The sequence below is a fragment of the Acinetobacter sp. CIP A162 genome (assembly GCF_000367905.1).
Lineage (GTDB): Bacteria > Pseudomonadota > Gammaproteobacteria > Pseudomonadales > Moraxellaceae > Acinetobacter > Acinetobacter lwoffii.
This window is the reverse complement of sequence record NZ_KB849158.1, coordinates 264258-280186: the sequence shown is the minus strand read 5'-3', so window position 1 is coordinate 280186 and position 15929 is coordinate 264258. Positions and strand designations below refer to the sequence as shown.

The window sequence follows — 15929 nt, the reverse complement described above, 5'->3', positions numbered from 1 at the left end:
TTCATAGAAATAAAAAACCGCGTCTCAACGCGGTTTTTTATATTGTCTATTTCAAGAATTAACGTATCTTGGCCAAGAAACGGCCAACACGGGTAATGGCTTCACGCAGTTCATTTTCAGCCGGCAGGAACACTACACGGAAATGATCCGGTGTTGGCCAGTTAAAGCCTGTCCCTTGAACCAGAAGTACTTTCTCTGCACGTAACAAATCCAGCATCAGTTTTTCATCATCCTGAATTGGATACACATTCGGATCCAGTTTCGGGAAGCAATACATTGCGCCTTCAGGTTTGACACAAGACACACCTGGAATCTCGTTCAGCATTTCCCAGGCAATATTGCGCTGTTCATATAAACGCCCACCCGGACGAATCAGGTCGTTAATTGACTGATAACCGCCCAGTGCAGTCTGAATTGCATATTGTGCCTGATGGTTGGCACACAGACGCATCGATGCAAGCATATCCAGACCTTCGATATAGTCTGCTGCACGTGCTTTATTGCCGGTAATGGCCATCCAGCCGGAACGGAAACCAGCAATACGATAGGCTTTAGATAAACCGTTAAACGAAACACAGAGCTGATCGCCAGCCAGAGCTGCTACAGCAACATGCTCGATTCCATCGTAAATAATTTTGTCGTAGATTTCATCAGCAAATAAAATCAGGTCATATTTCTTGGCCAAGTCGACGATTTGCTGCAACACATGACGTGGGTAAACCGAACCGGTCGGGTTATTCGGGTTAATAATCACAATACCACGGGTATTTGGCGTGATTTTGCTTTCCATATCAGCAATATCTGGATACCAGTGATTTTCTTCATCACATTTATAGTGAATCGCTGTACCGCCAGATAGATTCACTGCCGCCGTCCAGAGTGGATAATCTGGCATTGGAATCAGCATTTCATCGCCATCATCCAGCAGACCCTGCATGGCCATCACGATCAGTTCAGACACACCATTACCGATATAGACGTCATTGACGTGCATATCTAGAATGCCTTTTTGCTGATAATACTGACAGATCGCCTTACGCGCCGGGAAAATCCCTTTGGAATCCGTGTAGCCAATCGCATTCGGCAGGTTTAAAGCCACATCGTTGATAATTTCTTGTGGTGCTTCAAAACCGAATGGGGCAGGGTTACCAATATTTAATTTAATAATTTTGTGACCAGCTTCTTCCATCTCGATGGCCGCTCGTAACACAGGTCCGCGAATGTCGTAGCAAACATGATCAAGCTTGGATGATTTCTTGATTTCGCGAGGGGATTGGAAAGTGTTCGGCATTTTGATGTTCTCGGATGGAGTGGAGGTCACTTTTGCATAACGATATAAATAACTTTTAAATGTCTCAGTTGTGACTAGATCGAGATCATGTTCATCTCGAAGTAGTGCAACAATTTTTTCATGCGTAAATCCAAGCTGCTGATATTGTTTGATCACAGGCAGCAGATTTTTAAAAATTACGCTCTTTTTTTGCGACATTTTTTAATCCTGAGCAAATTTAGAGCTAAGAATACCATTAAATTTGCTCACTAAAAAACATTTAATGTAAAAATTGCTTACTTTTATTTTTATATTTGCTTTCTTTTTGCTTTTTTGGGCATTATATGTCTTTTGTAAAATGTTGAATAAAGACTAGAATTTTTAAAATGAATCACGTAAATATAGGATTATCCTATTTTAAATAGCAAGATAAAAAGGTATGTGATCATGGGAAAACTCAATAAATCAGACCGGGAATGGCAAAGAGAGTTATCACCTGAGGAGTTTCGCATTACGCGCGAGAAGGGAACCGAGCCGGCATTTACTGGAAAATACTGGAATACCAAGCAAGATGGCACTTATGTATGTCGTTGCTGCGGCACGCCATTGTTCTCGTCGGAGACCAAGTATGACAGCGGCTGTGGCTGGCCAAGTTTCTACCGTCCTGTCAGCAGTTCGGTGGTAGAAGAATTACCTGATACTTCACACGGAATGGTCAGAACTGAGATTGTTTGTCATCATTGTGACGCACATTTAGGGCATGTTTTCCCGGATGGCCCAGAACCGACCGGTTTGCGTTATTGTGTCAACTCGGCTTCTTTGGACTTAGAAACACAAGAAAAAAATGATGAGGAAACCTATCCATGACTAACATTTATCAGTTCGAAGCTGAATTGTTAGATGGCAAAAGCAAGCCACTTGCAGATTATGAAGGCAAGGTGCTTTTGATCGTCAATACAGCGAGTAAGTGTGGTTTTACCCCACAGTTTTCAGGATTAGAAAAACTTTACGAAAAATATAAAGATCAAGGTCTGGAAATTTTGGGATTTCCATGTAACCAGTTTGGCGGCCAGGATCCGGGTTCCAATGAACAGATTGGTGAATTTTGCCAGAAGAATTACGGGGTATCTTTCCCGATGTTTTCCAAGGTGGATGTCAAAGGCCCTGAGGCACATGCTATTTTTCGCTATTTAACCAATAATTCCAAAGGTATTTTAGGTAATGGAATTAAATGGAATTTTACCAAGTTTCTGATTGGCCGTGATGGCAAGGTATTGAACCGTTTTGCTCCGACCACCAAGCCTGAAGATCTTGAAGATGAAATTGCAAAAGTGTTGTAAGACTCTGTGTTGTTTTCTCAGTATGAGATGAAGATAGAACTCATCTGATTTCAATTAAAAAACCCACTGATCTACAGTGGGTTTTTTAGTCATGATAAAATTTAGAGAATGGCTTTCAGACGTTGAATGACTTCTTCACATTGCGCCAGATCGGCAACAAGGGCTAAACGTACATGATTTTCACCCGGATTACCCTGTTCAGTATCGCGGGATAAATAACGACCCGGAAGAACTTTAATATGTGCTTCCTCCATCAGGCGCTTGGCAAAGGCTTCATCATTATCGACTTTTAGCCAGTAGTAGAAACCTGCATCCGGTTTTTTCAGTGGCAGCAGGTGACCGAGTTCTTTCTGGAATAAATCAAACTTGGCACGGTATTGCACCCGGTTTTCTTCCACATGTGCTTCATCATCCCAGGCAGCAACTGACGCCAGTTGATGTTGCACCGGCATCGCTGCGCCGTGGTAAGTACGGTATTGCAAATAAGGTTTTAACAGGCTGGCATCACCGGCAACAAAACCTGAACGCATGCCTGGGAGGTTAGAGCGTTTAGACAGTGAATGGAACACCACACAGTTTTTATAGTCATCCCGGCCGATTTCAGCACAAACTTCCAGTAAACCTACGGGTGCCTGATCAAACCAGAGTTCTGAATAACATTCATCTGAAGCAATCACAAAGTTGTATTGATCCGACAGGGCAATCAGTTTTTTAAACTGTTCTTTCGACAGCACTGCACCGGTTGGATTGCCCGGGGTACAGACAAATAGCAGTGCAGTTTTTTCCCAGACTTCTGCCGGAACAGCATCAAAGTCACCAAGGTAGTTATTTTCCTCAGTACAGTTGATGAAATAAGGTTTGGCCCCTGCGAGCAGTGTTGCGCCTTCATAAATCTGATAAAACGGATTTGGCATCACCACATAAGGTGCATCTTCACGATTCACCAAAGCCTGTACAAACGAGAAAATCGCTTCACGCGTACCGGAAACAGGCAGGATATTGCTGTCTGTACTAATGCTATTGAGCTTAAAACGGCGTGTCAGCCATTGGGCAATACTTTCGCGTAGCTCAGGCAGGCCTTTACTGTTTGGATAGGTCGATAAATGTTTAAAGTTATCAATAATCGCTTGTTTCACAAACTCCGGTGCAGGATGCTTTGGTTCACCAATCGACAGGGAAATTAAGGGCATATTTGCAGGCTGGATATCCGCAAAAAGCTGATTTAACTTTTCAAACGGATAAGGGTGCAGTAGAGACAAGCTAGAGTTCATGAATAAGTAACCGCGTTTTAATGTGAGTGTTGACTACAAACCTGATGAGAGGCTTCATCCAGCGCAGTTTTAAGTGCAGCTGCAAATTCGGCAGATTCTCCAGGTGTCATAGGGTTGCCATCTTTTTTGGTGACAAAGAATATATCTTCGGCACGTTCGCCAAGTGTGGCAATTTTGGCAGAGTGTATATCCAGCCCTTGCATCATAAATAAACCACCGATTTTGGCAAGTAAACCGGGATGATCGAGAGTGGCAATTTCAACCATATTCTGATTCAAGGCAGGATTGATACTGATATCGACTGTATTTTCAATATCGAAATGACGTAATTGACGTGGAATCCGGCGCTGCATCAGGCCCGGATATTCATCTGAATGACTTAAGGCATCTTTTAGGGCTTCAATGACTGTGGCTTCGCGTTCCGGATCGGTCAATAAGGTACCAAAACGGTCGAGTACCACGTAGGTGTCCAGACTGAAGGCTTTGGTGGCAGTAATAATTCGAGCATCTTGTACATCCAGATTCATACGATCCAGAATAGCTACCGTGGTGGCAAACAGGTTGGGTTGATCCTGCGTATAAATAAAGATCTGTACCGCATCTTGAGCATATTTACGGTGTGCCCGCATCAGCACCAGTGGGGCAGGATTGTCGCCGTGCTGTAAAATGGCACGGGTATGCCAGGCGATTTCATCTGCTGTCTCTTTGAGGAAATAGTCATCACCAAGTTCCTGCCAGACTTTTTCTACTTCATCCAGTGAGAAGTCCTGAACCAGAAGTTCACTGGCTGCAAATTTGGTATCTTCAATCAGCATCTGATAATCAACCGGACGGCCCAGACCGGAACGGATCACGTCACGTGCTTGAGTATATAGTTGACGCATTAACGAGGCGCGCCAGGTATTCCATAACTTGGGATTGGTGGCATTAATATCTGCCACTGTCAGGGTGTATAAATAATCCAGATGTTCCATGTCACCCATTTTTTCGGCGAATTCTTTGACCACATCCGGATCGGAAATATCTTTTTTCTGGGCAGTGACAGACATCACCAGATGATTTTGGATCAGCCAGGCCACCAGGTTGCTTTCGCGTTCGGTAAAACCGTGACTACGGCAGAATTTAATCGCATCACTGGCGCCAAGTTCACTGTGATCGCCGCCACGGCCTTTGGCAATATCATGGAAAATTGCCGCCAGATAGACAATGTCACGACGGGTCAAACGCTGGAACACTGAACTGACCACCGGAAATTCTTTGGCAAATTCAGGTTCTTTAAAGCGGTTTAAATTACGCAGCAGCAATAAGGTATGTGCATCGACCGTATAGATATGGAACAGGTCATATTGCATCAGTCCCAGAATCTGTCCAAAGGCCGGGATGTAATTTCCAAGCACACCATAACGCTTCATCGCGACCATAGTATCGTAGAGTCGATGCGGTGAACGGATAATCGCCATAAATAGCGCCTGATGCACCGGATTATCACGAAAATCCTGATCAATGCGTTTTCCAGCCAGGGTCAGCAGGCGTAAAGTACGCGCACGAATACCTTCGATCTCAGGACGATTGGCTAGTAAATAGAAAATTTCCAGAATTGCGTTTGGATTTTCCGAGAAAATCTTGTGATGCTGCACAGCCAGTTTGCCATCGACCAGTTTAAAGTTCTGGTTGATTTCTTCGATCTGGCGTTCATATTGCGGTAAACGTGGCGTAATGACCGATTCATTAAAATAGGCCAGCAGCATTTCGTTCAGCGTAGACACTTGCTGTGCACTGCGATAATAGCGCTTCATGAACTGTTCAATTGGATAGTTCGGATGATGCGCCTCTTCACGTACATAGCCAAATTTGGCAGCAATATCACGCTGATAATCGAACAATAAGCGGTTTTCATCGCGCTTGGTCAGGCGGTGCAGGTGATGACGGATTTCCCAGAGGAAACTTTCGGCTTCCTCAAGCACACCGAGTTCAAATTCTGAAATAAAACCGAGATGTACCAGATCATAAATGCGATTGACGCGGAAATGCCGTTTGGCAATCCAGCCAATCTGGTTGATATCACGGATGCCACCCGGCGCATTTTTAATATCCGGTTCCAGATTGCTTTCGGTATTGTTGTGCTGAGCATAGCGTTTATGCTGCTCATCCATCTTGGCATCAAAAAAAGTTTTGTCAGTCCAGGTACGTGACACGATACGACGTGGCCATCTACACAGGTTTTCATTGCCAATAATCAGGCGGGCTTCGATCAGGGTGGTGGCGACGGTCAGATCACTGCTGGCCTGATTGACACATTCATTGATGGTGCGGACACTGATACCGGGTTTGAAATTCCCCACGTCCCAAAGCGATGAAATGAATGTAGAAATCAGTTGTTCCTGTTCCGGGTTAATCTCGTCTTCTGACAAGATCATGATGTCGACATCAGAATAAGGCAGCATTTCACGACGGCCATAGCCTCCGACTGCAAACAGGGCCAAATCAGTTTGATCCAGTTCGGCATGCTGCCAGAGAAACTGCAATGCTTCATCAATCAGGTTGGAACGCGCCAGAATAATATCCCGAATCGACTGGCCATTTTCAAAACTTTCCTGAAGCTGATTTTCGACATCACTGCGCCATTGATTGATGGCTTTAATGTCATGGTTGCTTTTAGCGTAATTCAGCAGTGGATGGGTGTTGATCATGTACAGTCGTCCGTTGGTATTTCAGCTTAGTTTTGGTTGACGCTAACTTGGTTAGCGACCTGTAGGGCCAGTTCACGTGCCTGTTCAATAGTTTCTGCACGTGCCGTGGCAACGCCCATACGGCGACGTTTAAAACCTTCTGGTTTGCCAAACAGGCGCAAATCGGTATTGCCGTCTGCTAAAGCAAGATTCAGGCCAGAAAATGAAAGATTACGGCCATCTACTCCAGCATAAATTACCGCACTGGCAGCCACACTATGTCGTGCAGTATTCACCGGCAAGCCTAAAATAGCACGTGCATGCAGCTCAAATTCACTTTGAAATTGGGAGGCTAAAGTCACCAGTCCAGTATCGTGTGGACGTGGGGAAACCTCACTAAACCATACTTTGTCGCCTTTTACAAAGAGTTCCACTCCAAAGATTCCGCAGCCACCAAGTGCTGTAGTGACCTTGTTGGCAATGCGCTTGGATTCTTCCAGCGCGGCTGGAGTCATCGGTTGAGGCTGCCAGCTTTCCACATAATCACCTGAGTCCTGACGATGTCCGATCGGGTCGCAATAAGACGTTTCGATTTCGCCGGTTTCTGGATTTTTTGCACGAACAGTCAATAAGGTAATTTCAAAATCAAAGTCAATTTGTGATTCTACAATCACAGTACCCTGATTGACCCGGCCACCGGTTTGCGCATATTCCCAGGCAGCATCGACTTCATCAAAACGGGTAACACGAGACTGACCTTTGCCTGAAGATGACATCACCGGTTTCACAAAGTTTGGATAGCCGACATCGTCACAGGCCGCGCGGAAGGATTCTAAACTGTCGGCAAAACGGTAAGCTGAAGTTGGCAGACCGAGTTCTTCCGCAGCCAGACGACGAATACCTTCACGGTTCATGGTCAGATTGACGGCTTTAGCAGAAGGAATGACTGTAGCAATGTTCTGGGCTTCTATTTCAAGCAGAACTTCGGTCGCAATCGCTTCAATTTCAGGAACAATTAAATGTGGCTGGATTTGATTGATGAGTTGTTTGAGTTCTACAGCATCTGCCATATTCAAGGTATAGGAATAATGCGCAACCTGCATGGCAGGGGCATGATCATAACGGTCAGCAGCATGAACTTCGACTCCAAGGCGTTGTAGTGAAATCACCACTTCCTTGCCCAGTTCACCAGAACCCAATAATAGAACTTTATAGGCAGAAGATTGAAGGGGAGTACCAATAGTCACGCTCATGTGGATCATCCATGCTTGATTTTATGGACTTTTAGCATAGCAGAACTGAGCCGACAGTTAAGCCAAGATTCATACAAAATTGTGATATTGACCAACAGTTTTATTTATAAAGTTTTTCTAGATTTTAATAAGGAGGCGCTGTCATTTTCACATCGCTGTCAGACTGCGTTTGCAGAAGATAAATCCCGCTTTGAGACTTGAGCTTTTCTATTTGTGCAACTTGTTCAGTATTGATATTTAGCATCTTTAACAGACGTAATGTACGAACATGCAGGAAATACGCATAGGGCAATACAAAAGGCAGTACAAAGCACAGCAAAAATAACAGTAGCCCAAAAACTGTGAATTGAATGCAGTCTCGCAAGATGGTGGTGAGCTGGAACTGATCTGCTGAAAAGGCGGTAGCTGAAAAAAGAATAAAAAGGAGCGCAAATAAACCAGCAAAAATTTTTAGAGTATTCGGCAGGACACGATGTCTGAAGCTCCATTTACCCAAAATCAATGTCAAAGGATGAAGATGCAGCACGTATTGGCTCTGATTAAGCATAGCAATAATTTGATGGGTGCTATTCTTTTTAATATAAACCACCCGAACTTGATCTGCTGGTTGAGCATGCATTTCGACAAAATGTCCGGTAAAATTTTGAGCATTGATAAAACATTCAAAATATTGTGCCGGCACTTCATGTCGATGGAATACGGTTAACATTTCATCGCGCCGATGATGAATAAAGATTTTGCCTTCAATCACCTGTTTGACCTCAAACATGCGCATCCTTCCTTGTTTTTATTGTTATATAAAAAAGACCTGTACTATGAGTTTAGCATAAGTCTTTGTTTCAATTGATCAACTATTTAAAGCTTAAAAGGGTACCGGAACATAAGTGTAAACCAACCCATAGGTGAGCGCTGCGGTCAGTGTCGCCATCACAATACGTTTAAACTTAAAGTACAAAACCGTGAGCACAATAAAGCCAACCAGCATCGCAAAACTTTTATTCGGCGTTTCTAATAAAGGTGGCAGGGTAGCAACTACCAACATGGAGCTGATCGCAGCGATGCCAATTGAACCCAAGGCAATTTTTAGCCACAACGCTCCGCGTTTTTGCGAACCTTGCTGAAATTTTTGAATGACAAAAAAAGGACCAAAGCGCGAGGCAAAATTGGCAATCCCGACTAAAATCCCGACCAGAATAATCTCTAGATTCATGCTTGATCTCCTGCGTGTTCAGGATCTGGCTGTTTCAAAATATAGTGCTTGAACAGGCCTGCGAAAATACCAGAACTTATACCGATAAAGATCGCGGCAGACAGGTCGATAAAATAACAGGCAATCGCAGACACCAGAATTGTGACAGCTACAACAAAAGTATGTTTTTTCTCAAAAGCGGCTAACAAGAAGCTCAGGAACAGCGCAGGTAACAAGAAATCCAGCGCAGCCTGTAAGAATTGCGGCAGGTTGCTGACCTGATCGGCAAACAATCCACCGAGGAAAGATCCGAGTGCCCAGGACATCCAGCTAAACAGGCTTAAACCGAGCATCCAGGATTCTGACCATTCCTGTCGCCGTTGCGAGAGCTTGATCATGCCGGAGGCAAAAACTTCATCGGTCAAACCCCAAGACCAGATTGCCGTTTTCTTTAAATTCAGCCGGTCTTGAATCAGATTTTGTAACGCAGGGCCATAAAGCAGATGACGAATGTCTAAGGCAATCACGGTTAATGCCGTCATCCAGATAGATGTTCCACTACCTAAGAGAGCGACCACCAGGAACTGGCTGGCACCTGCATACATCGAGCAGGACAGGAACAGTGCTTCCCAGGCGGTAAAGCCAAACTGAGTGGCTGAAACACCAAAAGCAAACGACACTGGTAAATAAGTGAAGATAATCGCTTGGCTATCTTTTGCACCTTGCCAGAAGCCAGCAGGTTGCGTAGCGAGTTGATTCGGTTCAGACACGACACACCTTGAAGGAGAGTTGAACGATGGGTCAAATGAAGATTGTGTATTCTACGTGAATTTAATAGCATAGTGCCGAAATGTTTAAATTGGCGAGCCTGATATGTGGATGTTCAAGACACGTGCGATGCTGATTGCTGCTTTAATAAGCACGGCAATATTGTTACAAGCGTGTGGGAATGACAGTCAATCGACTGATAAGCCAGAAATTAAACCGGCACCTAAACTGACTAATGATGCGACGACTTATGCCAATGCCGCATGGCAACTGATCAATGAAGTGGATCCTCTGGTCTATAATAAAGAAGTGGATCAGCTGGAAACACAGGTACGTCAACCAGCACGTAAATTGAGTACAGACTGGCGTATTAATGTCAAAATGACTGATTCGGTAACCGAAGGCAAATATGCCCTGTGTCGTAAAGCCTTGACCAGTCTGGAAATCTGGGCGCGGACGACCATGGAAAATGGTAATAGTCTGCAACAAAAACAGGCGGATTATGAGCGGGATAAACTGCAATGCCAGAATGCCATTGCCCATCCTGCACTCGGAAATACTGATCCTAAGCAAAAAGGTACTGCAATTGCCAATATGCAATAAACCTTTGCCCATTTAAATGTACCTATAAAAAGCCAGTCATTTAGACTGGCTTTTTTAGCAAAATAAACTTTAAAAATAGGGCATCCACACATGTTCTAATAAAAGCACCATGACACCGCAGATCAGCAGGGTGCTGCCAATCATGCGTTGAATCAGCATACGTGTAGACATGGCAGATCTCCTCAAAGATTTAAAGTGCGTTTAACGCTTCCAGATAACGACGATTTACTTCTTTCCAGTTCACGACATTGAAAAAAGCTGAGATATATTCCGGACGACGGTTTTGATACTGTAAATAATAGGCATGTTCCCAGACATCCAGACCTAAAAGGGGAATATTGCCATGCATCAGTGGAGAACCCTGATTAGCACTGCTTTCTACAATAAGTGTTTGATCTGGCGCCATACTTAACCAAGCCCACCCACTACCAAAACGGCTAAGCGCTGCTTGGGTAAACGCTTCTTTAAATGCCTCGAATCCTCCTAATTCATGTTCGATCGCCTTGGCAATTTCACCTTCAGGATGACCACCGCCGTCTGGACTCATCACTGTCCAGAACAGGGAATGATTGGCATGTCCACCAGCATTATTAATCACGTTCTGTCTGAGTTGCTCGGGCACTTCATTGAATTTGCTAATTAAGGCTTCGACTGATAAATCTTCCCATTCTGTACCCGCGATTCCTGCATTGATATTATTGATATAAGTTTGATGATGCTTGCTATGATGAATTTCCATAGTCTTGCTATCGATATGAGGCTCTAGCGCATCATAAGCATAAGGCAGTACAGGCAAGGTGTAGCTCATTGGCAGAATTCCTTGGGGAGAATGGAGTTAGGTTATTTTTCATTAGATTTAAGATACACTCTAATTTAATATTCATATATGAGAATAGTTATCATTATTGTTAATATATGTTGATCTTATGCGCTTCCAGAAAGCCTGTTATACGTATGAATCCTCTTTTTATAAGCAATAAAAAAGCCCCAAGAAGGGGCTTTTTTTAACAGCAATGACTTAAACGTTAAAACGGAAGTGTAAAACATCGCCATCCTGAACGATGTAAGTTTTACCTTCTAGACGCCATTTGCCTGCTTCTTTCGCACCGGCTTCGCCGTTGTACTGCACGAAATCATCATAAGCGATACATTCTGCACGGATAAAGCCTTTTTCAAAGTCGGTATGAATCACGCCTGCTGCCTGTGGTGCAGTTGCGCCAACTTTTACGGTCCAGGCACGAACTTCTTGTACACCCGCGGTGAAGTAAGTTTGTAGGCCAAGCAGTGAATAACCCGCACGAATCACCACGTTTAAGCCAGGTTCTTCCATGCCCATTGCTTCAAGGAATTCAGCACGGTCTTCATCTTCAAGCAATGAAATTTCAGCTTCAATCTGGTTGCACAGTGGAACTACAATCGCATTTTCTTCAGCAGCCAATTTTCTCACTGCATCTAAATGTGGGTTGTTCTCAAAACCGTCTTCAGCAACGTTGGCAATATACATGGTTGGTTTAAGGGTCATTAAGCCAAAACCACGAACCAGTTTACGTTCGTCATCATCTAGGTCTGCTGCGCGAGCCGGTTTACCTTCATCCAGTAAAGGCTGGATTTTTTCCAGAACAGCTTTAGTGGCTAGCGCTTCTTTGTCACCACCTTTAGCAGATTTAGTCAAACGCGTAATTGCTTTGGCTACAGCATCTAAGTCTGCGAGCGCAAGTTCGGTATTAATCGTAGCGATGTCATCTAGTGGATCAATACGACCATTCACATGAATGACGTTTTCATCTTCAAAACAACGCACAACGTGAGCAATTGCATCAGTTTCACGAATGTTGGCCAGAAACTGGTTACCCAAGCCTTCGCCCTTAGAAGCACCCGCTACCAGACCTGCGATGTCTACAAATTCCATAGAAGTCGGAATAACACGTTGCGGTTTAACAATTGCAGTCAATTTGTCTAAACGTGGATCAGGAACAGGTACAATCCCGGTGTTTGGTTCGATCGTACAGAAAGGGAAGTTTTCTGCAGCAATAGCAGCTTTGGTTAAGGCATTGAAAAGTGTAGATTTACCAACGTTCGGCAAGCCGACAATACCGCAATTAAAACCCATGAAATAACTCACAAAAGCGTTATATAAAAATTGCCCCCGATTTTACATGAAAGCATGACTAAAGTCAGGTCATGTGCTTGTGGTTTATTGCAATCAAATGCTTCTGGCGACCTAAAATGACTCGCTGAGCTTTCCGGGATGTGTAGTGAGTCCACCAACCATAGAGGAATAATCAGCCAGTATTTTACTTTTGAATAAAAATCACATTGTTTTTCTAAAAGTGAGTGACTAAAGTATCTGAATAAAACGGCGGCCTACACGCCCTGATCCAATAACGATAAACATGGAGCATACATGCGAACTTTATACCAGTTTCCTTTATCTCACTTTTGCGAAAAAGCACGTTGGATGCTGGACCATAAAGAGCTGTACTATGTTGCTCACAATCTGATACCCGGGGTACACCGCGCTTTTGCCCGCCTGAAAACAGGTCAGAATCGTCTGCCTATTTTGCGTGATCAGGATCGATGGATCGCAGATTCCACCCAGATTGCTCTGTATCTGGATGATACTTATCCAGAACATCGTTTACTGCACGCGGAAGGATATTTTCGAAATAAAGCTTTAGAAATTAATGAAATTACTTTGGAATTGGGTCGTCATGTCCGTCGCTGGATGCTCTCTCAAGCACTGACTTCTGATCATGAATCTCTGGATATTTTAATTGGTGAGCAGGGCTATCTGCGCCAGTTTGAAAAATTTTCTAAACCTTTATTGAAAGCGATGGTGGCCAAGGGGTATGCATTGAATGAGGAAACCGTGGCGGAATCTAAACAACACATCGATGTTGCTGTACAGCAGCTCAATCAGATGCTGGTCAGCCAAGGTGGGCATTATTTTGTCGGAAATCGTTTAGGTCTGGCGGATATTGCAGTCTGTTCCATGTTGGCACCGCTTCTGGCGATTCCAGGTACGCCGTGGGAAAAAGAAAATTTTGAAACCTTGTCCGAAGAATATCGCGACTATCAGCAGTATTTGAATGAGCTACCACTGGGTGAATATATTTGCCGTATTTACCGAACCGAACGCAATGCACGGGTAGACTGGCGTGGTGTATAAGTTTAAATGCTAATTCAAGAATTAAAAAAACGCGCATGAAGCGCGTTTTTTAATGAGATTATGATTAACCCCAAGGATTAGTCTGGTCGATATCAATATTTTTAGTAAAATTATTGAGGAGTGAACCAAAATCAAATCCGGATGAAGAACCGCCACTGCCGATATTCTGAATTGTATCTTTAATGCCCGGCAGGATAGCAGACAGATCAATATTGGAATCAGTCGTACCCACACTTGGACAAGATCACCGAGGTCAGGCAATTCAATCGAAGAGCCACTACCAACCAACTGACCAACACCTTCGGCAATACTGCCTAAGTCAAAGCCGTTTGAAGCAGAGGAAATACCTTCGATCATACCACCCAGATCCAGATCGCTACCGAGATTGAGATTGCCTAATAATCCACCTAAATCTATGCCATTTGAACCATTCGCAATCAGACCGCTCAGTAAGTCAGTGAAGCCACCGACATCAAAACCACCTGTTGCATTTCCGCCTACAAAGCCGCTAATTAAATCGGTAATAGCACCAAGATCAAAATCACCGCCTGCATTGCCACCGATTAAACCACCCACCAAGCCTGCAATTGCTCCAATATCTATATCACCTAAACTGCCAGAACCGCCGATCAGGCCACCGACCAGTTGAGAAATTTTACCAATATCAATATTGCCCGTACTGCCGCCCAATAAGCCGCCCACCAGTTTAGAAATAGCCTCAAGATCTAGGCTGCTGCTATTGCTCCCCATTAAGCTCTTTAATAAGTTGGTGACCTGGGTAATATTAAAGCTACCGCCATTGGATTGGGTTAAGCTACTGATCAGGCTTTGAATATTTAAACTTGAGGCATTCGAACCAGAAAATTGAGTTAATAAATTGCTGAGATTTGTCGTACTCAGGCTGCTTCCAGAAAGGAGATTATTTAATAATGAGCTGACTGAAGGTTGAGTATTGGATCCGGTGAGATTGCCAATAAGATTGGTGAGGGTACCTGATGTCGTTCCACCGAATAAGCCGCCCAATAAGCTCTTCGTTTTGGGTTTCGACGGTTAAAACAGGACTCACTTTTGTTTTTATCAAGCTTAAAAGTTTAGAAGCCATGACCGTTCCTTGTGTAATATTTTTGAAATGCGCTATTTTTGTTTTTAAAGCGCCTTTGTTTTAATCTATTTCTATACACTTGTAAAAGATGGACGGTTAAGTCGTGTAGGGGCTGACAGGAATAGCCTATCTGTTGCCATGTTTACCCAATTTAAATAATTTAAAAATGGCGGATTCAAGCGGCAAGTGCAACGGTATAAAAACCAGCCATAACTTCACTCGGTGTATACCAACCTAGTGTTTTTCTAGGACGATGGTTGAGTGCAAATTCTATCTGCTCTATTTGTTCGTTTGACACGCCATCAAACGATGATGATTTTGGCAGATATTGACGGATTAAACCATTCGTATTTTCATTTCTAGCTCGCTGAATAGACTTGTAAGGATCAGCAAAATACGTCTCTATGCCAGCATCAGTAATTCTTTTGTGTTCGGAAAATTCTTTGCCATTATCAAATGTCACACTATAAGCATGGCTCATTTGTAAACGATCTAATGCACAAGTAATCGTTTGAGAGGATGCTCTTGTTGGCCCTAAATGAACAATATGTACATACAGGCTCTTTCGATCAACGAGAGTCAATAAAGCACCTTTATGATGTTTACCAATCACCGTGTCACCTTCGAAATCTCCTAAACGTTGTCGTTGATCAATGACCTAGTGTCGGCAGTGAATACTTGTTTTATCAATGATTTGACCCCTACGATCCGTGTTTTTGTAACCGCGTTTTCGATATTTCTTCTGATGCCTTAAATGTAGATGAAGTTTACCGCCTTTTGATTTATCTTGATAAATGTACTGGTAAATCCACTCATGTGAAGGTACATCCAGCCAACCGCGTTGTGTTAAAGCACCTGAAATTTGTTCGGGTGACCAGTCCAAACCAATCAAATAATCAATATAAGCGAAGGCAAATGCTGTCATTGATGATGAAGGACGGTAGCGTCTTTGACTTGCAAATTTAGCTGCCTGTTGAGCTCTATATCCACGTTGCCCAGTATTTCTTTTTAATTCACGGTAGATGGTTGATCGTGAACGTCCTAATTCCCGAGCAAGGGTAGCGATTGAACTTTTACTTTTCAAAGTAGCATAAATTTCGTATCTTTCATCTTGAGAAAGTTGGGTGTATTTCTTCATTGTGTGCTTTCCAATTGCGAGTTGAAAAAGTCTAATGATTCTATGAATACACCTAACTTTTTCAACTAACTACAAATGTGTTGCACTTGGGATTTGAATCTGCGAATAAAGATTTAATCAAAAATACCATTGGTCATGTTTTTAATTTATGCGATTA

13 protein-coding genes and 2 pseudogenes are annotated in these 15929 nt (G+C 43.4%); 4 read left to right on the top strand and 11 right to left on the bottom strand.

All coding sequences use genetic code 11. The features are described from left to right. Positions 1-58: 58 nt before the first annotated feature. Positions 59-1489, bottom strand: coding sequence for a pyridoxal phosphate-dependent aminotransferase (locus tag F995_RS03965; RefSeq protein ID WP_004645534.1), 1431 nt, complete (start codon positions 1487-1489; stop codon positions 59-61). A gap of 228 nt (positions 1490-1717) precedes the next feature. On the opposite strand from F995_RS03965, the gene msrB reads away from it, so the two are divergent. Both msrB and F995_RS03955 read left to right on the top strand, forming a co-directional pair. Next, positions 1718-2137 (top strand): peptide-methionine (R)-S-oxide reductase MsrB, encoded by a 420-nt coding sequence (msrB, locus tag F995_RS03960; RefSeq protein ID WP_004645533.1) that lies wholly within the window; start codon positions 1718-1720, stop codon positions 2135-2137. Then, positions 2134-2610 (top strand): glutathione peroxidase, encoded by a 477-nt coding sequence (locus F995_RS03955; RefSeq protein ID WP_004278946.1) that lies wholly within the window; start codon positions 2134-2136, stop codon positions 2608-2610. Before msrB ends, F995_RS03955 begins: the two co-directional genes overlap by 4 nt. Positions 2611-2711: 101 nt before the next feature. Here the strand turns inward: F995_RS03955 and dapC are convergent, their stop codons facing one another. The 6 genes from dapC to F995_RS03925 form a co-directional block, all read right to left on the bottom strand. After that, positions 2712-3881, bottom strand: coding sequence for a succinyldiaminopimelate transaminase (gene dapC / locus F995_RS03950; RefSeq protein ID WP_004645532.1), 1170 nt, complete (start codon positions 3879-3881; stop codon positions 2712-2714). 17 nt (positions 3882-3898) lie between these two features. After that, complete coding sequence (glnD, locus tag F995_RS03945; protein WP_004645531.1) at positions 3899-6571, bottom strand: [protein-PII] uridylyltransferase; 2673 nt, start codon at positions 6569-6571, stop codon at positions 3899-3901. Between the two features lie 26 nt (positions 6572-6597). Next, positions 6598-7812 (bottom strand): formate-dependent phosphoribosylglycinamide formyltransferase, encoded by a 1215-nt coding sequence (gene purT, locus F995_RS03940; protein ID WP_171057027.1) that lies wholly within the window; start codon positions 7810-7812, stop codon positions 6598-6600. A 115-nt stretch (positions 7813-7927) separates the two neighbouring features. Continuing rightward, positions 7928-8572: a hypothetical protein gene (locus F995_RS03935; protein ID WP_004645528.1), complete on the bottom strand. Its 645-nt coding sequence runs from the start codon at positions 8570-8572 to the stop codon at positions 7928-7930. 93 nt (positions 8573-8665) lie between these two features. Next, positions 8666-9013: an L-valine transporter subunit YgaH gene (gene ygaH / locus F995_RS03930; RefSeq protein WP_004278941.1), complete on the bottom strand. Its 348-nt coding sequence runs from the start codon at positions 9011-9013 to the stop codon at positions 8666-8668. Then, positions 9010-9762: an AzlC family ABC transporter permease gene (locus F995_RS03925; RefSeq protein ID WP_004278940.1), complete on the bottom strand. Its 753-nt coding sequence runs from the start codon at positions 9760-9762 to the stop codon at positions 9010-9012. Before F995_RS03925 ends, ygaH begins: the two co-directional genes overlap by 4 nt. Before the next feature lie 103 nt (positions 9763-9865). On the opposite strand from F995_RS03925, the gene F995_RS03920 reads away from it, so the two are divergent. Next, positions 9866-10363: a hypothetical protein gene (locus F995_RS03920; protein WP_004645527.1), complete on the top strand. Its 498-nt coding sequence runs from the start codon at positions 9866-9868 to the stop codon at positions 10361-10363. Positions 10364-10553: 190 nt separating this feature from the next. Here F995_RS03920 and F995_RS03915 read toward each other — a convergent pair whose 3' ends face one another. Next, positions 10554-11171, bottom strand: a complete 618-nt coding sequence (locus F995_RS03915) for a superoxide dismutase (protein ID WP_004645525.1) — start codon at positions 11169-11171, stop codon at positions 10554-10556. A 210-nt stretch (positions 11172-11381) separates the two neighbouring features. Further along, on the bottom strand, positions 11382-12473 hold the full coding sequence (ychF, locus tag F995_RS03910) for a redox-regulated ATPase YchF (RefSeq protein ID WP_004645523.1): 1092 nt from the start codon (positions 12471-12473) through the stop codon (positions 11382-11384). A 294-nt stretch (positions 12474-12767) separates the two neighbouring features. Here ychF and F995_RS03905 point away from each other — a divergent pair, with 294 nt between their 5' ends. Next, the gene (locus F995_RS03905; protein ID WP_004645522.1) at positions 12768-13532 is read left to right on the top strand and encodes a glutathione S-transferase family protein; all 765 of its coding nucleotides are present in this window, start codon (positions 12768-12770) and stop codon (positions 13530-13532) included. A gap of 64 nt (positions 13533-13596) precedes the next feature. On the opposite strand, the pseudogene F995_RS03900 reads toward F995_RS03905, so the two are convergent. Both F995_RS03900 and F995_RS03895 read right to left on the bottom strand, forming a co-directional pair. Next, a pseudogene (locus F995_RS03900) lies at positions 13597-14634 on the bottom strand (hypothetical protein). A gap of 175 nt (positions 14635-14809) precedes the next feature. Beyond that, positions 14810-15772 (bottom strand): annotated as a pseudogene (locus F995_RS03895) (IS30 family transposase). Between the last annotated feature and the right edge of the window lie 157 nt (positions 15773-15929).